At 63.6% G+C, this 19,965-nt stretch carries 26 protein-coding genes and 1 pseudogene; 12 read left to right on the top strand and 15 right to left on the bottom strand.

All coding sequences use genetic code 11. The features are described from left to right. Positions 1-3: 3 nt before the first annotated feature. Positions 4-2,475 carry a TonB-dependent siderophore receptor gene (locus tag PFLCHA0_RS12275; RefSeq protein ID WP_015635155.1) on the top strand — a complete coding sequence of 824 codons (2,472 nt, stop codon included), beginning with the start codon at positions 4-6 and terminating at the stop codon, positions 2,473-2,475. Between the two features lie 58 nt (positions 2,476-2,533). Here the strand turns inward: PFLCHA0_RS12275 and PFLCHA0_RS12270 are convergent, their stop codons facing one another. Genes PFLCHA0_RS12270 through PFLCHA0_RS12260 form a run of 3 tightly spaced genes read right to left on the bottom strand, consistent with a single transcriptional unit; the run spans position 2,534 to position 4,482 of the window. Then, positions 2,534-2,980, bottom strand: a complete 447-nt coding sequence (locus tag PFLCHA0_RS12270) for an NUDIX hydrolase (protein ID WP_169893659.1) — start codon at positions 2,978-2,980, stop codon at positions 2,534-2,536. A 57-nt stretch (positions 2,981-3,037) separates the two neighbouring features. After that, positions 3,038-3,667, bottom strand: a complete 630-nt coding sequence (locus tag PFLCHA0_RS12265; protein WP_015635153.1) for a DMP19 family protein — start codon at positions 3,665-3,667, stop codon at positions 3,038-3,040. Positions 3,668-3,693: 26 nt separating this feature from the next. After that, positions 3,694-4,482, bottom strand: coding sequence for a hypothetical protein (locus PFLCHA0_RS12260; protein WP_015635152.1), 789 nt, complete (start codon positions 4,480-4,482; stop codon positions 3,694-3,696). Between the two features lie 434 nt (positions 4,483-4,916). Between PFLCHA0_RS12260 and PFLCHA0_RS12255 the strand changes: the two genes are divergently transcribed. Genes PFLCHA0_RS12255 through PFLCHA0_RS12240 form a run of 4 tightly spaced genes read left to right on the top strand, consistent with a single transcriptional unit; the run spans position 4,917 to position 6,803 of the window. After that, positions 4,917-5,297 carry a hypothetical protein gene (locus PFLCHA0_RS12255; RefSeq protein WP_041752167.1) on the top strand — a complete coding sequence of 127 codons (381 nt, stop codon included), beginning with the start codon at positions 4,917-4,919 and terminating at the stop codon, positions 5,295-5,297. Between the two features lie 27 nt (positions 5,298-5,324). Next, a complete protein-coding gene (locus tag PFLCHA0_RS12250) occupies positions 5,325-5,654 on the top strand; it encodes a cyclic-phosphate processing receiver domain-containing protein (protein ID WP_041752165.1) in 330 nt (109 codons plus the stop codon). A gap of 4 nt (positions 5,655-5,658) precedes the next feature. Beyond that, positions 5,659-6,093, top strand: coding sequence for a hypothetical protein (locus PFLCHA0_RS12245; protein ID WP_041752163.1), 435 nt, complete (start codon positions 5,659-5,661; stop codon positions 6,091-6,093). 44 nt (positions 6,094-6,137) lie between these two features. After that, positions 6,138-6,803, top strand: a complete 666-nt coding sequence (locus PFLCHA0_RS12240) for a hypothetical protein (RefSeq protein ID WP_015635150.1) — start codon at positions 6,138-6,140, stop codon at positions 6,801-6,803. A 52-nt stretch (positions 6,804-6,855) separates the two neighbouring features. Here the strand turns inward: PFLCHA0_RS12240 and PFLCHA0_RS12235 are convergent, their stop codons facing one another. The 4 genes from PFLCHA0_RS12235 to PFLCHA0_RS31825 all read right to left on the bottom strand — a co-directional run bounded on the left by PFLCHA0_RS12235 (position 6,856) and on the right by PFLCHA0_RS31825 (position 8,883). After that, positions 6,856-7,407, bottom strand: a complete 552-nt coding sequence (locus PFLCHA0_RS12235) for a GNAT family N-acetyltransferase (RefSeq protein WP_015635149.1) — start codon at positions 7,405-7,407, stop codon at positions 6,856-6,858. Positions 7,408-7,419: 12 nt separating this feature from the next. Continuing rightward, complete coding sequence (locus PFLCHA0_RS12230; protein ID WP_015635148.1) at positions 7,420-8,271, bottom strand: EcsC family protein; 852 nt, start codon at positions 8,269-8,271, stop codon at positions 7,420-7,422. Between the two features lie 84 nt (positions 8,272-8,355). Then, positions 8,356-8,655 carry a barstar family protein gene (locus PFLCHA0_RS12225; protein WP_015635147.1) on the bottom strand — a complete coding sequence of 100 codons (300 nt, stop codon included), beginning with the start codon at positions 8,653-8,655 and terminating at the stop codon, positions 8,356-8,358. A gap of 57 nt (positions 8,656-8,712) precedes the next feature. After that, positions 8,713-8,883 (bottom strand): winged helix-turn-helix transcriptional regulator, encoded by a 171-nt coding sequence (locus PFLCHA0_RS31825; protein ID WP_162865003.1) that lies wholly within the window; start codon positions 8,881-8,883, stop codon positions 8,713-8,715. 115 nt (positions 8,884-8,998) lie between these two features. Here PFLCHA0_RS31825 and PFLCHA0_RS31820 point away from each other — a divergent pair, with 115 nt between their 5' ends. Continuing rightward, the gene (locus PFLCHA0_RS31820) at positions 8,999-9,145 is read left to right on the top strand and encodes an MFS transporter (protein WP_145992905.1); all 147 of its coding nucleotides are present in this window, start codon (positions 8,999-9,001) and stop codon (positions 9,143-9,145) included. A 131-nt stretch (positions 9,146-9,276) separates the two neighbouring features. Here PFLCHA0_RS31820 and PFLCHA0_RS12215 read toward each other — a convergent pair whose 3' ends face one another. Next, positions 9,277-10,209 carry an alpha/beta hydrolase gene (locus PFLCHA0_RS12215; protein WP_015635146.1) on the bottom strand — a complete coding sequence of 311 codons (933 nt, stop codon included), beginning with the start codon at positions 10,207-10,209 and terminating at the stop codon, positions 9,277-9,279. Between the two features lie 356 nt (positions 10,210-10,565). Continuing rightward, positions 10,566-11,516, bottom strand: coding sequence for an AraC family transcriptional regulator (locus tag PFLCHA0_RS12210; protein ID WP_015635145.1), 951 nt, complete (start codon positions 11,514-11,516; stop codon positions 10,566-10,568). A 233-nt stretch (positions 11,517-11,749) separates the two neighbouring features. Here PFLCHA0_RS12210 and PFLCHA0_RS12205 point away from each other — a divergent pair, with 233 nt between their 5' ends. Beyond that, positions 11,750-12,181, top strand: coding sequence for a hypothetical protein (locus PFLCHA0_RS12205; protein ID WP_015635144.1), 432 nt, complete (start codon positions 11,750-11,752; stop codon positions 12,179-12,181). A 63-nt stretch (positions 12,182-12,244) separates the two neighbouring features. On the opposite strand, the gene PFLCHA0_RS12200 is transcribed toward PFLCHA0_RS12205, so the two are convergent. Together PFLCHA0_RS12200 and PFLCHA0_RS12195 are read right to left on the bottom strand one after the other, a co-directional pair. Next, positions 12,245-12,670, bottom strand: a complete 426-nt coding sequence (locus PFLCHA0_RS12200; RefSeq protein WP_011060675.1) for a GNAT family N-acetyltransferase — start codon at positions 12,668-12,670, stop codon at positions 12,245-12,247. A 113-nt stretch (positions 12,671-12,783) separates the two neighbouring features. Beyond that, positions 12,784-13,635, bottom strand: a complete 852-nt coding sequence (locus tag PFLCHA0_RS12195) for a hypothetical protein (protein WP_015635143.1) — start codon at positions 13,633-13,635, stop codon at positions 12,784-12,786. A 213-nt stretch (positions 13,636-13,848) separates the two neighbouring features. Here PFLCHA0_RS12195 and PFLCHA0_RS12190 point away from each other — a divergent pair, with 213 nt between their 5' ends. Continuing rightward, on the top strand, positions 13,849-14,331 hold the full coding sequence (locus PFLCHA0_RS12190; protein WP_015635142.1) for a GNAT family N-acetyltransferase: 483 nt from the start codon (positions 13,849-13,851) through the stop codon (positions 14,329-14,331). A gap of 129 nt (positions 14,332-14,460) precedes the next feature. Here the strand turns inward: PFLCHA0_RS12190 and PFLCHA0_RS12185 are convergent, their stop codons facing one another. Together PFLCHA0_RS12185 and PFLCHA0_RS12180 are read right to left on the bottom strand one after the other, a co-directional pair. Further along, positions 14,461-15,384, bottom strand: a complete 924-nt coding sequence (locus PFLCHA0_RS12185) for an NADP-dependent oxidoreductase (protein ID WP_169893653.1) — start codon at positions 15,382-15,384, stop codon at positions 14,461-14,463. A gap of 75 nt (positions 15,385-15,459) precedes the next feature. After that, entirely contained in the window at positions 15,460-15,900 is a 441-nt protein-coding gene (locus PFLCHA0_RS12180; protein WP_011060672.1) for a DoxX family protein, read from the bottom strand. A gap of 219 nt (positions 15,901-16,119) precedes the next feature. Between PFLCHA0_RS12180 and PFLCHA0_RS12175 the strand changes: the two genes are divergently transcribed. Beyond that, positions 16,120-17,046: a LysR family transcriptional regulator gene (locus PFLCHA0_RS12175; protein WP_015635140.1), complete on the top strand. Its 927-nt coding sequence runs from the start codon at positions 16,120-16,122 to the stop codon at positions 17,044-17,046. 110 nt (positions 17,047-17,156) lie between these two features. Here PFLCHA0_RS12175 and PFLCHA0_RS12170 read toward each other — a convergent pair whose 3' ends face one another. Then, positions 17,157-17,849 (bottom strand): tRNA (adenine(22)-N(1))-methyltransferase, encoded by a 693-nt coding sequence (locus PFLCHA0_RS12170; RefSeq protein ID WP_026022876.1) that lies wholly within the window; start codon positions 17,847-17,849, stop codon positions 17,157-17,159. Between PFLCHA0_RS12170 and PFLCHA0_RS31955 the strand changes: the two genes are divergently transcribed. From PFLCHA0_RS31955 to PFLCHA0_RS31950, 3 genes and pseudogenes are all read left to right on the top strand, one after another. Further along, the gene (locus tag PFLCHA0_RS31955) at positions 17,802-18,359 is read left to right on the top strand and encodes a hypothetical protein (RefSeq protein ID WP_152686118.1); all 558 of its coding nucleotides are present in this window, start codon (positions 17,802-17,804) and stop codon (positions 18,357-18,359) included. The genes PFLCHA0_RS12170 and PFLCHA0_RS31955 overlap by 48 nt on opposite strands. A gap of 52 nt (positions 18,360-18,411) precedes the next feature. After that, complete coding sequence (locus tag PFLCHA0_RS12165; protein WP_019095014.1) at positions 18,412-18,627, top strand: hypothetical protein; 216 nt, start codon at positions 18,412-18,414, stop codon at positions 18,625-18,627. A gap of 14 nt (positions 18,628-18,641) precedes the next feature. Beyond that, positions 18,642-18,853: pseudogene (locus tag PFLCHA0_RS31950) on the top strand (HIT domain-containing protein); the annotation flags it as partial. 27 nt (positions 18,854-18,880) lie between these two features. Here PFLCHA0_RS31950 and PFLCHA0_RS12160 read toward each other — a convergent pair. Continuing rightward, the gene (locus tag PFLCHA0_RS12160; protein ID WP_015635138.1) at positions 18,881-19,924 is read right to left on the bottom strand and encodes a hypothetical protein; all 1,044 of its coding nucleotides are present in this window, start codon (positions 19,922-19,924) and stop codon (positions 18,881-18,883) included. Positions 19,925-19,965 lie beyond the last annotated feature (41 nt).

Genomic DNA, 19,965 nt, shown 5'->3' with positions numbered 1-19,965 from the left:
CTTATGCAAATCATTCCTATTTCGTACGGGACTTCCATGCACCTTCCAACACTCACCCCGGCCCGCAGCATCCTCGCACTGGCCATCTGCCTGGCCTGCAACCCCGTGATGGCGGTCGAGCCCACCACCGCTACCGGCAACCAGGCAACCGCCACCTACAGTTTTGCCATCGCCCGCCAGTCCCTGGCCAATGCCCTGGACCAACTGAGTACCCAGAGCGGTTTGCAGATTGCCTACTCCGCGGCACTGGCCCAGGGGATCGAGTCGGCGGGGGTCAGCGGGCGCATGAGCGCGGAACAGGCACTGGGCAAGCTGCTGGCCGGCACCGGCCTGGGTTTTGAACGCAACGGTGCCAACGCGGTGCTGCTGACCCGCCTGCCCCAGAGCAGCCAGGCCGTGGAGCTGGAGGCCACCCAGATCGTCAGCAACCAGTTGGGCACCGTCACCGAAGGCAGCGGCTCCTACACCCCAGGCACCATCGCCACGGCGACCCGCATGGTGCTGACCCCGCGGCAGACCCCGCAGTCGATCACCGTGGTCACCCGGCAGCACATGGAAGATTTCGGCCTCAACAACGTCGACGACGTGATGCGCCATACCCCGGGCATCACCGTCTCGGCCTACGACACCGACCGCACCAACTACTACGCCCGCGGTTTCTCGATCAACAACTTCCAGTACGACGGTATCCCCTCCACCGTGCGCAACGTCGCCTATTCGGCTGGCAACACCCTCAGCGACATGGCCATCTACGACCGGGTGGAAGTGCTCAAGGGTGCCACCGGCCTGCTGACCGGCGCCGGCTCCCTGGGGGCCACCATCAACCTGGTGCGCAAGAAGCCCACCGCCCAGTTCCAGGGCCACGCCTCCCTGGGCATGGGTTCCTGGGACAACTACCGCAGCGAACTGGACGTCAGCGGGCCGCTGACCGAAACCGGCAATGTTCGCGGCCGCGCAGTGGCGGCCTACCAGGACAAGCAGTCGTTCCTCGACCACTATTCGCGCAAGACCTCGACCTACTACGGCATCCTCGAATTCGACCTGTCCCCCGACACCCTGCTGACCGTGGGCGGCGACTACCAGGACAACATCCCCAAGGGCTCCAGCTGGTCCGGCACCTTCCCGCTGATCAACGCCACCGGCGGGCACAACAGCATGTCGCGCTCCTACAACAACGGCGCGACCTGGAGCGGCTGGGAGCAATACACCCGCACCGCTTTTGCCATGCTCGAACACGACCTGGGGGATGGCTGGGTCGCCAAGCTGCAACTGGACCACAAGATCAACAGCTACCACGCCGAACTCGGCTCGATCCAGTTCGACGAGCCGCAGACCGATGGCACGGCCAAGGTCAACGCACAGAAGTACACCGGCGACACCACCAGCGATTCCGCCGACCTGTACCTGAGCGGCCCCTTCAATCTGTTCGGCCGCGAGCATGAACTGGTGCTGGGCGGCTCCATTGCCAACTCGCGCTGGACCGGCAAGGGCTACTGGTCCCCGGACTTCCCCGGGGGCAAGGGTAACGTGGTGGACTTCTACAACTGGCACGGCAAGATCGAACGGCCCATCTGGGGGCTGCCGGCCCAGCGTACCGACGACACCGTGCGCCAGACCGGCACCTACATGACCACCCGCCTCAACCTGATGGACGACCTGAACCTGTTTCTGGGCGGGCGCGTGGTCAACTATCACCTCACTGGCCTGACCCCGTCCTACAAGGAAAGCGGACGCTTCGTGCCCTACGTCGGCGCGGTCTACGACCTCGACGACCACTTCTCGGTCTACGCCAGCTACACCGATATCTTCATGCCCCAGGAAAGCTGGAACAAGGACAAGGACAGCAAGCTGCTCAACCCGGACGAAGGCCAGAACTACGAGCTGGGGCTCAAGGGCGAGTTCTTCGAAGGCCGCCTCAACAGCAGCCTGGCCTACTTCGAAGTGCACGAGACCAACCGCTCGGTGCCGGACGATGCCTACAACAACCAGTCGCCCACCCCCGACAACTACGCCTTCAAGGGCGCCAAGGCCGTGACCAAGGGGTACGAACTGGAGATTTCCGGCGAACTGAGCCCGGGCTGGCAAGTGCAGGCCGGCTACACCCACAAGATCGTGCGTGATGACGAGGGCGACAAGATCTCCACCTTCGAGCCGCAGGACCAGGTCAACCTCTACACCAGCTACAAGCTCAAGGGCGACCTGGACAAGCTGACCGTCGGTGGCGGCCTGCGCTGGCAGAGCGAGGGCTGGTATTCGGTCTACAACGCACCGCGCAAGATCAACGAAGACATTTCCCAGGAGGCCTACTGGCTGGTGGACCTGATGACCCGCTACCAGATCACCAAGAACCTGTCGGCGACCCTCAACGTCAACAACATCTTCGACAAGTCCTACTACACCAACGTCGGTTTCTATAACTCGGCGGCCTACGGCGAACCCCGCAACTTCATGCTCAGCACCCGCTGGGACTTCTGAGCCGGCGGCCCTGCCGGGCCACCCCGCCCGGCAGGGCACCAAGCAGCATCAGTGCCCGTCAGCCAAGCAGGCCCGCCTGCTTGAGCAGGTCCGCCAAGCCCGCGGGAACCAGCGGCGTCTGCTCGGTGAAGCTGGCGCTGCCCTGCCAGCGGGCCACGAAGGGCGCGCCATCGCTTTCCCGGGCATCGAGCTGGGCACGCTGGTAGACACTCGGATCGTCGAAGCGGGCGTCGTAGACCTGGACGAACTCATGGCCGGGCTTGCCGGCATAGGTGAACAGGCTTTCCAGGGTGCCGATCAGGCGCAGGCTGTTGATCGACAGCCCCAGCTCTTCCTGTATTTCTCGAACGATTGCCTGGGCACTGTGCTCGCCAAAGTCGATGCCGCCACCCAGGGGGCGAAACAGCATCTGTTGCTTGTCGGCATCAAAGAACTGATTGACCAGGATCTTGCCCTGGTGATGGAAGATGCACAGCGCGAGCGCGCGGATGCGGGGTTCAGACATGGGGTGAAGTCCATTTGCCGAGACGAGGCGCGGCATTAGAACACGGCGCCAGGCCCCTCAGCCAACGTAAAAATACTTCACCGCCAAGGCCGGGACCTCCTCCATCGCCGACCACAGTTGCTCGTCCAGTTCGCCACTGATCAGCTCATGTTCCTCGTCGCTCAGCAGCCCGGGAATGTCCCACAGTTGCTCCAGTTGCGGGTGGCCTTCCAGGTGCGCGATCAGCTGGCGCTGGCGGCTGACCAGGGCCCGAGTGTTGCGCGCGCCGATCGCGGCCAGGGTGCTGAGCGCCAGCTCGCAGGTCTGCTGCCCCCAGTTGCAGAAGAACTGCAGGAAGCCGCCGTTGTAGCCGTCCGCCTCCAGCCGCCACAGCGCGACGATGGCCTGGTCGTCCGCCGGCAGTTGCTGCAGTTGCCAGCCCAGGGCCTTCAGGCGAGCCATGGACTCATCGCACAGGCATTCCCAGATCCAGTCGATGGCGTTGAGACTGAGCACCGGCTCGCCCAGGTGCGGCCAGGACACGGACCAGCCCCGAGGTGCGATGGCAAAATCCGCCCGCTGCTCGGGCGTGGCCTCCCGCAGCCGGCTGTAACGGCTCAGGGGCTGGCGCAGCCGCAAGCCGTCGGCCCAACTCAGGCAGAGCATTTCATCCTCGAAGGCGACGTGGGTGATGGGGCTGAGGTTCATCAGGCAGGACCTTTGGGCAATGTAATTCAGTCGTAAGCGGCCGGACGGCGGCGCGGGCCGATGCCGTGGAGCACCGTGAACAGCCCACCGCCCAGCAGCCCCAGCAGCAGGAACGGAAAGATCCCACGGTTGAGCAAGGGGATCCAGTAGTCCAGCCCCGAAGCCCCCTTCAGGGACCCGGCGAACAGCCCCGGGGCGCCGGACAGCAGCCAGATCAGCACGCCACTGAGGCCACCGCCGATCACATAGCGCCAGCCAGTGGCGAGAAAGCGCTCCACCAGCCACAGCACCGGCCAACTGACCAGCATGCTGATCCAGGCCCCGATCATGGCCCCCAGCAAGAATACCGGCAGGCTTTCCGCGCCCTTGGGATAGAGGGTTACCGCGACGCCTCCCAGGGTCAGCGCCCCCGACAGCGGCACCGCCAGCAGCCGCCGCAAGCCCTGCCCTCGCCCATGGGGCGGCACCGACAGCTGATCAATCCCACGGCTCAGCAGGCTGTACAAGCCAGCCAAGGCCAGCCCGCCCGCCAGCGGCAGCAGCAACAGCTGCATCCATGAAGTACGCACCAGCACCGTGGCCACCAGGCTCAGGATCAGGCTGATCCACAGGTAGCGCGCCCTGGCCTGCGGGCAGCGCCGCTCAGTCCACAGCAACAGGGGAATGCCCAGGACCATGGCGATCACACTGCCAAACAGAAACCCGGAAAACAGCTCCGTGCCATTCCAGCCCTTGATCAGGCCCTTGATCACGGCGTAGACCAGGCCAGCGCACAGGGGCAGTGCAAACAATCGCAGTTCGGCGTTGGGCCGCATGGGGTTCTACCTGGGGTGGCAACGGGTGCCGGGTTGAAGGAAGGTGCGTTTCTACACAAGTGCGGCGGACTAATCCAGTGCCGGAGAAACAATGCAACCTTGAGCCCGGCAATGGCTTATTGCTCAATATCGGGGTATACAACTGCGCGAAAATCCATCCAGACATCCACCGTAAAAGACCACCCACCGCAAGTCGCTGCACTGCTGTCAGAGCAGAACAAGCATTGGCTTACAGGCAGCCGCCGAGTCCTGTTGCAAGTTCAACAGCAGCTCTGCGACCAGGGCGTGCCCAGCACGATCACCTTGGCACCTGAAACAGCCGGCGCCATTCCTCTGGACAGGCCACTCTGTCACGCTGACGCGGTCCTGTCAGCGCTCCGGCGCAGGTTGCAATGACCCAACGTTGACCGATGCGATACGAAAGGAAACTTGACGTGCTGGCAAGACTGAACGGACAGGAACTGCATTTCTTTGGCACACCCAAAGCATTCAATGCCATGGCACGAGCCATTCGCAAAGGCCGGCACGGCGAGTCTCAATCAATGCCGCTGGAGCAGGAGCAATCCAGTTTCAGCACCTTGTTCCTGAGTTGCTCCGGTCAATCGAGCAGGATCTGGATTGAGCACAGCGAGGTTCATATCCAGTATGCCGAGGCCAGTAAAAACCGACTCTACCCTTGCCTCTCCATGCCCGCTGAAACAGCGCCGGGTGCGCTTTTTTTCATCGACAAGCGGCATCAGGATCACCCACCGCTGCTCACCGACGACTCGCTAAGCCTTGTGCTGCATGTCATCGCGAACGACGCCGATGCTTGAATTGCATCTGAAAGAGTAAACAGGCCCATGAAAATCTACCTCGACGACGAACGCCAAACCCCGCAAGGCTGGGTTCGCACCTACTGGCCGGACGAAGTCATCGCGCTGCTGAAGGCCGGTGGCGTCGAGGACATCAGCCTCGACCACGACCTCGGAGATGATCAGCGCGGCACCGGTTACGACGTGATCCTGTGGATCGAAGAGGCCGTGGCCCTCAATGGTTTTCATCCGCCGCGTATTCACATCCACTCGGCCAATGCCAGCGCCGTGGAAAAGATGCGTGCGGGTGTGCAAGCGATCGATCGGCTCGCCCGCAACAACGGATGCCGCCAATCAACCCATAACGCAGGCATCTGACCCCATGAGCGGCAACCTGTATGGATACATCCATTGCTTTGACCCTTCGCCGGCTGCCGAAGCGCACAATCGTGCGGTACTGCAAAGCCTGCCAGTGACGGGGGCGCAGATCACCCGGGCGCTTTTCAGCGTGCTGCCAAACAGCCGGGGGCACTGCTACTACGGGCATATGGTGCACTTCGCCACCTACCCCAAAGGCAGTTACATCTTCGATGATTCGTGGCTGGCCGAGTACGAAGCCCTGCTGGAGTGCCTGTTCTGGGACAACTCGGAGGTGGTGCATACCTACTGCGGCGAACGGCGCACCTGGAACTCCAGTAAAACCCACGGGCTCGAGCAACCAACCGCCTTGAAGATCACTAACAGGAAGGTTTTTCCTTCCTATCACGACTTGGAGCCCGTCGCAGACAGCGATGTGCCGGAGCCGGGCAACAGCTGAAAGGTCGCCCGCCATCCCCCCTATAACGACGCAAGGAACACGTAATGCCACTGAGTCCTGAGCAAGCGAAAACATTGGCCGATGCGGTAGCAGGCTATGCCTTCCCCACTGCGCATTTTGACTTTGCCCGCCAGACGCCCGTTGTGCGGCTGTCCATGTCCGAACTGGAAACCCGGATTCGCCAACAACTCCTTAGCGACTCGCTGAACACCGTCAAGGACGGGCTATCGAATGTTCTCTATTGGGGGTTCACTCAAATGGGTGGCTTGGCCAATGTTCGTGTTGGCCGCTTCCGCTCCGGGGTCAAAGACTTGCAGATCGCACAGGCCTCGGCGCTGTTCAAGGAGCAACCGCGCCCGGCACTTTACGAGATCGCCAGCCTGAAGATGCCGCAGTTTTCCAGTGTGTCGTTTGTCAGCAAGATCCGCATGTTTCTCGACCCGCTCCAGTCGGCCACCCTGGACCTGCAGATCATGAAAATCCAGCAGGTCCACAGCGACACCGTCCTGGCGGCAATCAAACAGGACCCGACCCGGATCCGTATCAGTAAAGCCAATTCGAACGCTTACGAGGGCTGGTGCGAACGCCTGGCTGACATAGCTCGGAGCTACCTGCCAGAGGCTCGCGTCGCCGATGTGGAACGTGGTCTGTTTCAACTGGTTCAAGACAACAAGGTCACGCAGGCCGCCGCGATCCTGCGCAACGCCTGAGTTTTATGAAGGGTGCACGGTCTGGATCAAGTACACGGGCGATTGGGGAGGCTCATCGCGCTGTAAACTCTGCCCGCAGCAGCGCGTACTGAACCAGATCATGATGGGCGCCCAGCCAGTAACCCGCTTGCCGTGAAACCCCTTCGCGGACAAACCCTGCCCGCTCCAGCAACCGGAGCGACGCCAGGTTCTGCGGGTGTACCTGGGCCTCGATGCGGTTCAATGCCATGTATTCAAACCCCCAGCCAACAATGGCTTGCAATGCTTCCCCCATCAGCCCCTGCCCTTGCGCCGACTTCGCCAGTTCGAAGCCGACGGCGCAACTGCGCCACTGCCGGTTCCATTTGAACAGGCCGCAGGTACCCAGCAGACCCGGCTGGTTGTGGCGCTCGATGGCCCAGCGCGTCCCCGGGTTGGGCAGGCTGCGCCAGCTGGTAAACAGCGCCAGCAGTTGCTCGGCCTGCGGGTAGTCGGTAATGGGGTCGGTGCCGAACCACTGCATGGTATCGGCGTCGCTGTGGATCGCGAACAGTGCCGGGACATCGGCCGGGCACAGTTCCCTGAGGATCAGGCGCGGGGTGCGGATAACGGGAAAGTCGCTCATGTGGATACCGCCCTAGCCTGCCAGCTGCTTGCGCAGGATGTGCGCATACTCGTCCTTGATCTGCTCAAAACCGTACTTGTGCTCCAGGCGCTTGACGGTGAAGTGCCCACGGGCCATGTCCTGGTAGAAGTCGGTGAACAGCGCATTGATGGTGGCGCCGGTAAAGGCGCCGATCACCGGCACCGCCTGGGCCGCGAACTTGCTGGAGATGGTCACGCCGTAACGGCTAGCGACTTTCTCGATCAGCAGCGCCAGCCACTTGCCCACCTGCCCCGGCGACAAGCTGCCCACCGCCCCGGCCCCGCGCTTGGCGGCAATGGCCGCCAGCTCCTTGGACAGTTGCTGCATGGCCTGGGTGGTGAAGCTGCGGGTGATGTAGTAGCCGGTTTCCGTGGCGTCGTCGGCCTGGCTGTTGCCGCCCATGGCGAACACTTCGATGCAGGCCTGCTTGGTGGCAAAATCCGCCAGATCGAAGCCTTCGCTGCGGGCCACATCGGCCACCGAGCGCATCATGATGGTGGTGGAAATGGGCAGCTCGACAAACAGCGCGGCAAAACCGAAGGCCCCGCCCACAGCGCCGGAAGTGGCCGCGTACATCTTGTGCAACAAGGTCGACGCCGGTTTTTTGGGCGCGTTGTCCAGGCTCCACAGCGCCGCATCGGCGGAGCTGTGCAGTGCCGCCACCACCGCGCCGTTGATCTTTTTCGCCACCACTGCCGGCAGCGCCTTGACCGCGCTTTCGATGGGCGAACCCAGCAGCCCGGACAGGCGCGCCGTCAGTGAAGGCGACTCCAGCAAGGCGACGGCGCGCTTGAGGTCCTGGTAATCCGCGGGATGGTCTTTGATGCTCACAGGCGTCTCCATGGGTGGCTGTTCACTGCCTCGGGAAAGAATAAACCCTTGCCTGGCAGCGTCGTGGCTCAATTGCGCGTCCGGCGATAGGCAGGACTAAGGCTTGGCTGGCTCCAACAGCAGGTCCGCAGCCAGCGTCGGGTATTGGACCTTCATCCGCTCCAGGCATTGCAGCAGCAGTTGCGCGTCCCGGGGCAGGCGCCGGGACAATGCTGGCAAGCCGCTGATATGCAACTGTTCGGGCATTTCCACCAGCCCGGTAATGGCGTCCCAGAAGGCGTCCCAGTTACAGCCGTACCAATGGGGAAAACCCAGGGCATCGCGCAGCACCAGGTGCAATTCAGCGGTGCTCGTCACCTGGCTCAGGTCGATATGTTGCAGGGGCAGGCGGCTCATTCGTCATTCCTTGGGGTGATGGCTTGAAGGGGCTTACGCTGGCTGGCCACAAGGGCTTCAGGCCAGCGGCTGGACACCCAGCTGGCGCTGCAACTGCTCCCAGCCCAGCTTGCAAAAGCTCTCCAGCAGCTTGGCCAGATGCGAACTGGCGGTCTGCGGTGACATCCCCGCCGCTTCGGCCAGGGCGCTGGCGGACAGCGAGCTGCCATCGGACAGGATGATGAGCATGCCCCCCGCACCGGCTCGGCGAAGGTTTCGCCGCACACTTCGATCCAGCCCGAAGCATTGTGTGCAAAAAGGTTCGTATAGTCGCACCGCACTGCGGCAAAGGAAATACGCCCCCATGGACCTCAAGCACCGCCTGCGACGCCAGGTACTGATCGCCCCCTGCCGGAGCTATGGGGTGGTGATCCTCGACACCTCGATCGTCAATGTCGCCCTGGAATCCATCGCCCGGGACCGGGATGCCGGCATCACGGCCCTGCAATGAGTCATCAATGCCTACCCCCTAAGCTTCGCCAGCCTGCTGCTCACCGGCGGCCTGCCGGGGGAGCGGTTTGGCGCCCGGGCGCGACAAAGCCGCCGTCGCCGGCCAGGCGACAGCGGCGGCTGCCTCTCCCCTTACAGGTGCTGCTGGAAGAACGGCACCAATTGCGCCATGGCCAGCGCCACCGTTTCGGCGCGGTCGTACAGGTCGTAGTGGGACCCGCCTTCAGCGACCACCAGATGCTTGTCCCTGGAGGCCGCGCGGCCATGGATTTCCAGGCCGTCGCGGTAGGCACCGAAGCCGCCGGGCTTGTCGCCGACCACCACCATCAGTGGCTGGGTCAGCAGCACCTCGGCCTGCAGGAAGGCATCCCAGCCAAAGGCCGCGCTATTGAAGGAAAACAGACCGCTGGTGGCGCCGTTTGGCTGCTGGCCCCGGGCGGTCTTGTAGTACTCGGTGGCTTCCAGTACGTCGATGTCGCTGATGCCGTTCTGCTGCGCCTCGGCTACCGATGCTGGCAGGTAGTCGATCACATGACGCGCCTCGCCCCGGGCCTCGGCGGTGCGCTGCTTCGCCATGGCGTGCAAGGCGCTGACCGGATCGAAGTTGCTGAAACCTTCGCGGATCAGGCGGCCGAAGTTGACCCCGGTAATGGAGGCCAGGGCCTTGATCCGGTAGTCGGTCATTGCCGCCTGGATGGTGTAGCCACCGCCACCACAGACACCGATGGCACCGATGCGCTCGGGGTCGACATAAGGCAGGGTCACCAGGTAGTCGATGGCGAAACGGATGTCCGACACGCGAATGGCCGGGTCTTCGATAAAGCGTGGCTGGCCGCCGCTGGCGCCCTGGAAACTGGCGTCGAAGGCGATGACCACAAACCCGGCCCGGGCCAGCCCGGCGGCGTAGATGTTGCCGGAGGTCTGCTCCTTGCAACTGCCGATGGGATGGGTGCTGACGATGGCCGGGTAGCGCTTGCCCGGGTCGAAATCCGCCGGCAGATAGATGTCCGCGGCGTTGTCCCAGCCGAAGTTGGGGAAGCTGACGTGTTCGATGCTGTTGCTCATGACCGTACTCCTTGAGCCGCCCTGGGCAGGCTCGTCTGGATCGATAGGCGGACCGCTCGCTCCCGTGTGCGGGAGTGCGGAGTCGGGCGTTACCGAAAGCGCCCGGGACACGGCAGGCCTTGGGGCTGCTGCGTCGTCGGGCACCAGTATAGAAATGGCTCGCGGCGAAACCTTGCCTATTCTGACGGCAAGTTTGCCTGTTTTGCGGATTCTGCCGGCTCACCCCGAAGGCTGTTTCGCTGCAACACAAACAGCTAGAAACAGGCCTATCCGTGGCGGATCAAATGGTTAGGCGCCCAGAGCCGTGCCACAGACTGTTTGCCTATTTCGCTGAACCCTGCACTGCAACCTGGCCCTTACCCGGCCTCGCGCATCCTGCGGATATCCCGCTGCGGCGGCGCGCCGAACACCCGGCTGTATTCCCGGCTGAACTGCGAAGCACTTTCATAGCCCACCAGCCCCGCGGCGCGCCCTGCATCGATGTTCTGGCTGAGCATCAACTGCCGGGCTTCCTGCAGGCGCAACTGCTTGTGGAACTGCAACGGGCTGACGCCGATGATGGCGCGAAAATGCTGGCGGAAGGTGGACGGGCTCATATGGGCGCGCTGCGCCAGATCATCGACGCGCAACGGCTGGGTGAAGTTCTGTTTGAGCCAGGCCACGGTCTTGAAGATCTGCTGGGTCGGCGAACCCACCGCCAGCAGCTGCTGCAACGCCAGGCTGTAGGGCCCGGCCAACAGCCGGACGATGATTTCCTGCTGGATCAATGGCGCCAGCTGGGGAATCAGCGCCGGCTCGTCGAGCAAGCCCACCAGCCGCTCCAGAGCGCTGGCCAGCCCCGGCTCCAGTTCATCCACCACCACCGTCCGATAATCGCTGGCCCGCGAAGGCGGTGGCGGCTGCATCTGCGCGGCGGTTTGCAGGATCTGGTGCATGTCCAGGGTCAGCATCATGCCCAGGAAAGGTTCGGCCGCCGAGCCCTGGGTCACCCGGGCCACCACCGGCTGGTCGATGCTGGTCAGCATGCCCTGCCCGGCCCGGTAATTGATCACCGCCTCCTGCAGCAGCACCTGCTTGCCGCCCTGGGCAATCACCCCCAGGCCCAGGCTGTAGATGCAGGGAATGGCCGAGGTCGGCGTGGAACGGCGGTGCAAGGTCAGGTTGGGCACGGCGCTGGGAAAGTCGCCGGAGTGCGGGGTGTGCCGGGCAATCAGGGCCGCGAGTGCGGTGGAGGTTCGGGGCTGGGTCATGGGCGGGCAATCGGAAGTGGCAACAGTACAGGCGGCCACTGTGCGCCGATTGGCCATGCAGATCGAGTTTTTCTTCACGGCCACCAGGGCGGCGGACACGGGTCGATATCCGCCTCGGAGCAGTAGTGGCTGGCAAAAGCAGGCGATCCAATGGCAATCCCTTGCCCACTACGGCCAACTTCTGCCCGCCATCGCTGCTGGCGCCGCTGCCAACACCGCGCCGCATCATGTTCAGGGCCCATGGCCCGGGTTTTGCTCTGCTTGGCCAGAACCCACCCAGGAGCAGTCTCATGACAGGAAGCATCTCAAACTCGACATCCCTCGTAGCCATGGGCCTCAAGGGAATCACCAGGGCGCTGGAGAATGGCACGCTGAAGTCCATGAAAATCCAGGTAGAGAATGCGACGCCACAAATGCAGGCGAAGATCGACGCCAGTTTTCATGAATCGCAAATCTCGGACGCCAAACTGATAGCCCAATACAGAGCCAACCCCACCTGGGCGACATTCGACGACAAGAGCAACTCCGTCCAACTGCCCGATGTGCAGTCCCTGGGCAAGGACGACGCCACCCATGTGCTCAAGGGCCTGCAATACCTGATGGAAATCGGGCGCCTGGACGGCAAGACGGTCGTTGCCAAAAACGGCGGCCAGACCACCGACAGCCCCGCGCTCTATCAGGACTGGCTACTGGCGCGGATCGGCGTCGATGCCCACGCCTGAGTAGCCGCAGCCCAGGCTGCGGGAACGCGCTGCATGCGGGTTCGCCAGCCAGGGCCCGGGGGTTCAGACCAGGCGTTTGTGCAGGAAGAAACGCCGGTGCTGCGGCGGGAAATCCTCCAGCCGGCCGAATTCGCTGAAGCCATGCCGCTGATAGAACTGCGGCGCCTGAAAGTCGAAGGTATCGAGCCAGATGCCGATACAGCCCTTTTCCCGAGCCAGCTCCTCGGCCATGTTCAGCAATTGCGAGCCCGTGCCCTGGCCCCGTGTCTGCTCGGGGACCGCCAGCAGCTCGATGAACATCCAGCGATAGAAAATTTCCGCCTGCAGGCCACCGAGAATCTCACCGCTGTGCTCGTCGCGAACCACCAGGGCGATGGCCTCGGGCTTGGGATCGCCCGCCTGGGCCCGGTTGTGGGCCCGCAAGGGCTCGAGGATCGCAGCGCGCACCTCCGGCCCCGGGTTCATCAGCATGTCGATACGCGTACTCATTCGCCGTTTCCTTGGATGATGGCTGTGCCGGACCGGGGTGAAAGCGCCCCACGATCCTCTCTGGAGGATCGTGGGTTTGGCAAGGCTGCGCTACCTGGCCGTCGCTGTCGCAACTAGCGGCTGACGTACTGCTCGGTCTTGCTGTCGTAGACATAGGTGAGGTTGTCTGCGGCCGCCAGCGAACGGACCTTTCCCGGGCCCTCGAAGGTAGTGCCGCTGACCTTGACCTGCACCTGCGGCAGCGGCTCCTGGCCGGCGACGAAGCTCAGCTCACCGTCGCTGCCGATGCAGGGCATGACCGCGCCGTCGTCGCAGGCCGCGGAGTTGTCCTCGCCGGTGCGCACCTGGCCCACATAGGACCAGACCCAGCCATCGTCTTCGGGTTTCTTGTTCGGATTGAACACCAGCATGGTGTAGCCCCTGGTGATCACCCCATTGTCGAAAGTGGCCGTGGGCACCGCCAGCAGCAGGCGGCCGTCAGCGGTACGGTGCTCAACGGCCTTGCGCTTGGTGTCCACTTCCTCGGGCTTCTCGCCGCCGCCGAAGAAGCCGATCTTGCGTTCGATGCTGCGAATGGAATAGGCCTGCTTCTGGCCCGGGTTGGTGAGTTCGAAGGTGGCATCGGCCAGCCGTACCTGAACCTCCGGCGCGGCAAAATCCTCGCCTTCGCGGGCGGCGCGGTCCCGGGTGTGCCAGACAAAGGTGGCGTAGTAGTGCTTGCCGTCGAAGTCCAGCTCCTGGCCGTACCAGAAGGTGGCGGTAACGCCGTCTTCCAGCTCCACCTCTTCATCCTGGTCCGGCACCTCGACGTTCTGCATCACCGCCAGCACTGCGCCGGGAGGGATCGGCGCACCGGCCTGGGCCAGCATCGAAGCCGCCAGCATGCACGGCGCCAGCAACCAGCCGGCCAGTCGCGCAGCCAGCCGGCCTTCCTTGTACAGACCTGTATTGCTCTTGATTTTCATCCCTGGAACATCCCTGTAGAACCGATGAGGAAACGCCGGCCACGCAAGTGGCCAATGGCATGACGCGCGATCATATAGCCAGCGTTTCATCAGCGACAAGATGCTGGCAAATGGCAAGCGCAGGCCGCCGGCAAGCGCAGCACCGGGCAAGGCGCGCTTGTTCCTGCGCCAGCCTTGTGAGAGGTTGCTGCCTCACTCGACCTGAAGACCACCATGGATATTCGACCGACGCAAACCAAGGACTGGAGGCTGTTGAAGCAAGTTCGCCTCGCCGCGCTGCAGGACGCCCCGACCGCGTTCGGGGTCAGCTACCAGAGTGCCGCCCGGTACAGTGACCAGCAGTGGCAGGAACGTGCCTCGGGCGCGACCAGCGCATTCTGGCTGGCCATCGAGGATGGCCAGCCCCTGGGAATGATCGGCGCCGCAGTCAGTGAGGCAAACCGCTACAACCTGATCGGCATGTGGGTCGCACCCGCGGCCCGTGGCTCCGGCGTGGCGGCCCGGCTGGTGGAAGCGGTGAAGTCGCGCGCACGGGAACAAGGCCATGAGCGGGTGTTCCTCGACGTCTCCCCCGCCAATGCCAGGGCCGCGAGTTTCTATCTGCGCCAGGGGTTCGCGTTCATTGATGAGTGGGAGCCTCTGCAAAGCCACCCCCACATCCAGGTGCAAACCATGCTCTGGACAGTGCAGGGCTGACTGCAACGGCCCCTTCGGCATCAGGCCCGCCGGTTAGCCCTCGCCAATGCCGCAAGCGGCAGGCCCGTACCCTGGACCGCCGCCCTGGCTTGCCGGTGGTGCCGGCTGTTCTGGGAGCCCGCCAAGCGATCAGCGGGCCATGTCGAGGACCAGCCTGCCATGGCCATGGCGGCCCCTGCTTTTTTCCAGCGCCTGCGGGGCGTCACTCAGGGGGAAGGCTTGGACAGCGACCTGCAAGCGGCCCTGGTCGAACAGCTCGGCAATCCTCGCCAACTGGCCACCATCACCACGGGTGGCGAAATTCACCGGGGTCACGCCATAGTCGTTGGCCAGGGTGATGTCGGGCTGGCTCACCGGGGAAACCAGCACCCCGTGCCGTTTCAACAGGGCGAACGACAGCGCCTGGGTTTGCTCCCCCACCAGGTCCAGGACCACATCGACCGCGGGCCGCCATTGAGTGAAATCCTGGCGGCGATAGTCGATGACCTGATCGGCCCCTAGCCCTTTGAGGTAGGCATGGTTGTCCGCCGAAGCGCTGGCGATGACCTCGGCCCCTAGGTACTTGGCGATCTGCACCGCCATGCTGCCCACACCTCCTGCCGCGGCATGGATCAACACCTTCTGCCCGGGCTGCACGCCGGCATGTTCGGTCAGGGCCTGCCAGGCGGTCAGCGCCGTGGCGGGCACGGCGCCGGCCTGCAACGCAGTGAGGGAACGGGGCAGCAACGCCAGCGTGGATTCCCGGGCAACCGCCTTGCCGGCATAGCCGCCCGTGATGTTGATGAAACCGAACACCCGGTCACCGACCTCGAACCGGCTGGCGCCCCGGCCGGTGGCAAGCACCCGCCCGGCCACCTCGACCCCCGGGGTGAAAGGCAGTGGCAGCGGGATGAATGCCTGCATGGCACCGGACAGGATCTTCCAGTCGATAGGGTTGACTCCAGCACCGGCGACATCGATCAGCACTTCACCTTCGCCGGCCACAGGGTCGGCAACTTCTTCCAGGCGCAGGACATCGGGACTGCCGTATTGGTAGGCACGTATGGCTTTCATGGACACCTCGATCAGGCAAGAAAACACAGGGAAACCGCAGCCGCCGCGAGGGAACCGGCCCCCGCTGGCGGGTGATCAGCGACGGCGGGCGTCGAGGCTGAAACGACCGGCACCGAACGCCACGACCTGCAACAGGCCACCGGCCATGGCCAGGTTCTTGAAGAAGTGGATGAACTGGTTCTGGTCGCCCAGTGCGTTATGGAAGGCCAAGGCAGTGACCACGCTGAACAACGCCAGCAATGCCGCGACAGTGCGGGTCCGCCAGCCAGCGACCAGGGCCAGGCCGCCGCCGATTTCAACGATGACCGCCAGGGCCAGGGCCAGCTGCGGAAATGGCAAGCCGACAGAGCCGATGTAGCCGATCATCATCGCCGGTGCCGCCAGCTTCGAGACGCCGGACAGCAGGAAGATCGCGCTGAGCAGCACTCGGCCAGCCAGTGCGGCCACGGCCTGGGGAGTATCGGAGCGGCTTTGTTGGCGAGTGTCGGGCTGAGCAATATGGGCAGAAGCGGACATGAGGTATTTCCTTCAGTTGGGTGCGATCCGAGATGAATCGCCCGGGTGAAGAAAGCTTGCGCCGCCACAGCTTCTCTGAATAGCCGACTAATTTAGATCATTAGGTTCGATAAAATAGGCAAGAATACAACGCTCACTGGACACTGCCTCAACCCCTCCCCGGCTGGAATCGATCACACTGCCGGGGCGTCAACGCCGATAACGCTCAAGGAACCCGAGATGATCTCCGACCCCGGCACCCCGACGCTGGACCAATTGCGCGTATTCCTGACCGTGGTGGAAGTCGGCAGCTTCGCCGGCGCCGCAAGAAAACTGCACCGCGCTACGTCCGTCATCAGCTACTCCATCGCCAACCTGGAAATGCAGCTCGGGGTCTCGCTGTTCGACCGCCAGAGCACGCGCAAGCCGCAACTCACCGAGGCCGGACGCACCGTGCTCGTGGAGACCAGGACCATCGCCAACGGCGTCCATGGCCTGCGTGCCAAGGTCAGGGGCCTGTTGCAAGGCCTGGAGGCCGAGGTCCACCTGGTGCTCGATGTGATGCTGGCCCCCGAGCGTGTGGTGGACGCCCTCAAGGCCTTTCGCGAAGCCTTTCCCACGGTGGCCCTGCACCTGCACATGGAAGCCCTGGGAGCAGTCACCGAGCGGGTGATCGAGCGCGGCGCAGTCGTCGGCATCAGTGGGCCGATGAACGAAAGCATCGACGGGATCGAAAGAATCGGTGTGGGCAGTGTCGAGCTGATTCCGGTGGCCGCGCCGGATCATCCCCTGGCCGCCAGCGATGCCAACCTGACCGGCGCCGGGCGCGAATTCATCCAGCTGGTGCTGTCGGACCGCTCGACGCTGACCCGAGGCAGGGATTTCGCGGTGCTGAGCAACCGCACCTGGCGGCTGGCGGACCTGGGCGCCAAGCACATGTTGCTGCGTGCCGGCATCGGCTGGGGCAACATGCCCCGGCCCATGGTCGAGGAGGACCTGCGCAGCGGCCGGCTGGTGCGCCTGAATCTTCCGGAATATCAAAGCGGGATCTACCCCTTCGACGCCATCTACCGCAGCGACACGCCGCCGGGCCCGGCGGCGCGATGGCTGATCGAACGGTTCCTGCACCAGGTCTCGACGCCGCCGGCCATCCAGCCCCAGGCATAAGGCCTGGAGCCGGCAACGCGCTGAGCGTGGGACATTGCGCGGCTCGGTAGCGTGTCGTACGGGCCGGCGGTGATTGGCACCGGGCCCAGGCAAACGGCCGCCTGGCGCACTCAGCCCAGCAACTCGCTGATCCAGCGCACCTGCCGGGCCATGTCCTGCACCTTCTCTTCGGGCACCGCCTGTGCCCGGCTGAAGTTTTCCAGGGTGCGCTGTTTCAGGCGCAGCAGGCGCTGCCATTTGGCCAGGAACGCCGGGCTGCGGGCCTGCAGTTGCAGAGGGCCGAAGTACAGCTCCCGGGGGCTGTAGCTCACCGGCCCTGTGCGCTCGGCGACGATGATTTCGTAGTCGAAACGGTTTTCCCGCAGCACCTCTTCGCACAGGATGCGGTAGCCGTTGTCCATCAGCCACTGGCGCAGGGGCTGCTCGCCCCCGTTGGGCTGCAGGATCAACCGCTCCTGGCCATTGAGGCGCGCCTTGCCGGCTTGCAGCAGGTCACGGATGGTCTCGCCACCCATGCCGCACAGGCTGATGGCGCTGATGGCGTCGCCCGGTTCGATCGCCGCCAGGCCATCGGCCAGGCGCACGCTGACCTGCTGCTCCAGGCCGTTGTCGCGCACCGTGCGCCGGGCCGCGTGGAACGGCGTCAACGCCACCTCTCCGGCCACCGCCGCGCTGATGCTGCCGCGCAGCAGCAAGGCCACCGGCAGATAGCCGTGATCCGAGCCGATATCGGCCAGGCGTGCGCCGGTTGGTACATGCGCCGCCACGCGCGCCAGGCGCATGGACAATGTCTGCTGATTCAACTGCTGCCCCTTTTCACCACCAAGGTCCGGCACCTTGTGCCGGATCGGGGGGCGATTCTGGCGAGCAATGCCGGGCATTTCAAATTTATGCGACCGGGGCCGGGAATGCGGGTGCCGCAAAGGCCCGCTCCGGACAGGGTCGAAAGCAGCGTCCTCCATGGCGGGTTTCTGAGCGCAGGCAGACCTTCGTTGCTGGCCGCGTGCAACCTGGTCAGTGATAGACTGCGCGCCCATTGGGGAGGTGAAAAAATGCTGTGTCCGGAATGTGAACAAGGCGAAGTAACCCAGGTTCAAGTGCGGGCAACGCAGGAAATCCTGCACCTTTGCCAGGAGTGCGAGTTGCTCTGGCTCAGCGCCGAAGTCATTGGTACCGAGCCTTTCAACAGCTTCACGTCCTACATGGAGGAACTGGGTTTACCACCGCTCTGGAGCTCGCTGTATGTCCTTGAACCCGAAAAGATCACCAGCCCTCAGGCACGGAAATACCTGCGTTCGGTCGGCTCGATCTAGGTTGCTCGAGCCACAACGACGATAGCCTCCCCCACACTCAGAAGCGCAAGAGATGAACTACCAACTCTGGATGGAACCGGATGACTGCCAGACCTTCTGTCTGAGCGGCCCACAGGGAAACACCGCACGCAAACTGCTTCACCCCGACGCCCGGCTTGTGTGGGAAGTGGAAGCCCCCAGCCACTTCGAAGCAATGACCCGGTACTACGCGTACATGCAGTGGGGCGAATACAAGAGCGACCTTCCCGAACAGGAGCCCATGCCTTGAACACCGCTCAGCAGGTGGGCATAGCCCCCGAGTTCATCATTCTGCAAACCGACCATTGGGTGCTCAATCATCACCTGTCGTCCGCCCTGCCCGGCTACCTGATGCTGGGCTCGCGATCCCGGGTCAATTCACTGGCCGAGCTGCCCGAGAGCGCCCTGACGGGGTTGGCAGCCTGCTGGCCAGGGTGCAGAAAAACCTCGAGCAGCAGCTCAAACCCAAGTGGCTGTAAATCAGCCGGTTCGGCCAGCCTCCCTTACCTGGCGGTCTTCTTCAGGGAAACCGGGATGCCCCACACCAGGTCTTCCATGCCGGTGTCCCCTTGCAGGCGGGTTTTCATCGGTTCGATACGCGCCAGCACCCGGCGGCCTGTGTCGTTGACATTCGCCAGCTCCTTGTCGCTGAACTTCTTGACCAGTTCCACGGGGGCCGGCCTCACGTAGACCTGGATATCCCGCAGTGCGCATTTGATGTTCTGCGGGTCGAAAGCCTTGCAAGTCTTCTTGTCGTAGCTCACGGCCGGGGTTTTCAGGTGGAAGCGGTCGCTAAGCAGTATCTGGCCGGGCTGGATACTGAAGGCCAGGGGCGCGTAGGCGTCGGGGATCTGTGCCTTCAACTTGACGGACTGGACATCACGGATCTTGGTACCTTCGGTCCAACCGCCTTCCGACACCTGCCGGCGCGTGTTGTATTGCTGCTCTTGCCAGGCCACGCACTGGCCGGAGGCGACATGCACGGTACTGCAGACATTCTGGGTGTGGGTGGTATCCGCGTAGGAAGCGTCGCGCCAGTATTGTTCCTTGACGAACTGGCGATACAGCACCGCAGACATGTCCACCGAACCACGGGCACTGCTGGTCGGCTGGCCCTTCGCAGCGCCTACCTGGACCAGGCTGCTGTCGATCCTGTAATCAATGCCGCCGGACATCAGGTAGGTTCCCGGCGGGACGATGTGCACTTCAAGGAAGTCCCAGAGAAATACGGTTTCCTTGATTTTCTCCAGGTCGTTATTGGCGAAGGACTGCATGTAGCCCTGGCCCGGCTGGTCCTTGTTGCTGAAGATCACGCGATGGGAATAGCTGGAGAGGTCGGTCACGCTCTTGTTGGGCATGAGCGCCGGCACCAGCACCACGGACATACCGTCCCGGGTCGCGCCATCGATGGTTTCCAGGAGCTGGTTGGTCGGGTTCTGCGTGGCGCTGCCATTGAGGTCGGAACTGCCCAGCGGGGCACAGGCACTCAAGAGCGTGACTGAAACCAGAACAGCCAGGGGGCGGAGACGCTTTACCAGGGTCTTCATTGGATATCCTTATCTGTAACGCAGCGAGGGCCAGATCCCTT

The organism is Pseudomonas protegens CHA0 (assembly GCF_000397205.1).
GTDB classification, from domain to species: Bacteria; Pseudomonadota; Gammaproteobacteria; order Pseudomonadales; family Pseudomonadaceae; genus Aquipseudomonas; species Aquipseudomonas protegens.
Note: the sequence above shows the minus strand (reverse complement) of the source record. Positions and strands in the feature narration are given on the sequence as shown.

Coding starts and splice junctions, on each gene's coding strand:
- PFLCHA0_RS12275 (WP_015635155.1), top strand. CDS start 4: ATGCAAATCATTCCTATTTCGTACGGGACTTCCATGCACCTTCCAACA.
- PFLCHA0_RS12270 (WP_169893659.1), bottom strand. CDS start 2,980: ATGTCTGAACCCCGCATCCGCGCGCTCGCGCTGTGCATCTTCCATCAC.
- PFLCHA0_RS12265 (WP_015635153.1), bottom strand. CDS start 3,667: ATGAACCTCAGCCCCATCACCCACGTCGCCTTCGAGGATGAAATGCTC.
- PFLCHA0_RS12260 (WP_015635152.1), bottom strand. CDS start 4,482: ATGCGGCCCAACGCCGAACTGCGATTGTTTGCACTGCCCCTGTGCGCT.
- PFLCHA0_RS12250 (WP_041752165.1), top strand. CDS start 5,325: ATGAAAATCTACCTCGACGACGAACGCCAAACCCCGCAAGGCTGGGTT.
- PFLCHA0_RS12245 (WP_041752163.1), top strand. CDS start 5,659: ATGAGCGGCAACCTGTATGGATACATCCATTGCTTTGACCCTTCGCCG.
- PFLCHA0_RS12240 (WP_015635150.1), top strand. CDS start 6,138: ATGCCACTGAGTCCTGAGCAAGCGAAAACATTGGCCGATGCGGTAGCA.
- PFLCHA0_RS12235 (WP_015635149.1), bottom strand. CDS start 7,407: ATGAGCGACTTTCCCGTTATCCGCACCCCGCGCCTGATCCTCAGGGAA.
- PFLCHA0_RS12230 (WP_015635148.1), bottom strand. CDS start 8,271: ATGGAGACGCCTGTGAGCATCAAAGACCATCCCGCGGATTACCAGGAC.
- PFLCHA0_RS12225 (WP_015635147.1), bottom strand. CDS start 8,655: ATGAGCCGCCTGCCCCTGCAACATATCGACCTGAGCCAGGTGACGAGC.
- PFLCHA0_RS31825 (WP_162865003.1), bottom strand. CDS start 8,883: ATGCTCATCATCCTGTCCGATGGCAGCTCGCTGTCCGCCAGCGCCCTG.
- PFLCHA0_RS31820 (WP_145992905.1), top strand. CDS start 8,999: ATGGACCTCAAGCACCGCCTGCGACGCCAGGTACTGATCGCCCCCTGC.
- PFLCHA0_RS12215 (WP_015635146.1), bottom strand. CDS start 10,209: ATGAGCAACAGCATCGAACACGTCAGCTTCCCCAACTTCGGCTGGGAC.
- PFLCHA0_RS12210 (WP_015635145.1), bottom strand. CDS start 11,516: ATGGCCAATCGGCGCACAGTGGCCGCCTGTACTGTTGCCACTTCCGAT.
- PFLCHA0_RS12205 (WP_015635144.1), top strand. CDS start 11,750: ATGACAGGAAGCATCTCAAACTCGACATCCCTCGTAGCCATGGGCCTC.
- PFLCHA0_RS12200 (WP_011060675.1), bottom strand. CDS start 12,670: ATGAGTACGCGTATCGACATGCTGATGAACCCGGGGCCGGAGGTGCGC.
- PFLCHA0_RS12195 (WP_015635143.1), bottom strand. CDS start 13,635: ATGAAAATCAAGAGCAATACAGGTCTGTACAAGGAAGGCCGGCTGGCT.
- PFLCHA0_RS12190 (WP_015635142.1), top strand. CDS start 13,849: ATGGATATTCGACCGACGCAAACCAAGGACTGGAGGCTGTTGAAGCAA.
- PFLCHA0_RS12185 (WP_169893653.1), bottom strand. CDS start 15,384: ATGAAAGCCATACGTGCCTACCAATACGGCAGTCCCGATGTCCTGCGC.
- PFLCHA0_RS12180 (WP_011060672.1), bottom strand. CDS start 15,900: ATGTCCGCTTCTGCCCATATTGCTCAGCCCGACACTCGCCAACAAAGC.
- PFLCHA0_RS12175 (WP_015635140.1), top strand. CDS start 16,120: ATGATCTCCGACCCCGGCACCCCGACGCTGGACCAATTGCGCGTATTC.
- PFLCHA0_RS31955 (WP_152686118.1), top strand. CDS start 17,802: ATGCGCCGCCACGCGCGCCAGGCGCATGGACAATGTCTGCTGATTCAA.
- PFLCHA0_RS12165 (WP_019095014.1), top strand. CDS start 18,412: ATGAACTACCAACTCTGGATGGAACCGGATGACTGCCAGACCTTCTGT.
- PFLCHA0_RS12160 (WP_015635138.1), bottom strand. CDS start 19,924: ATGAAGACCCTGGTAAAGCGTCTCCGCCCCCTGGCTGTTCTGGTTTCA.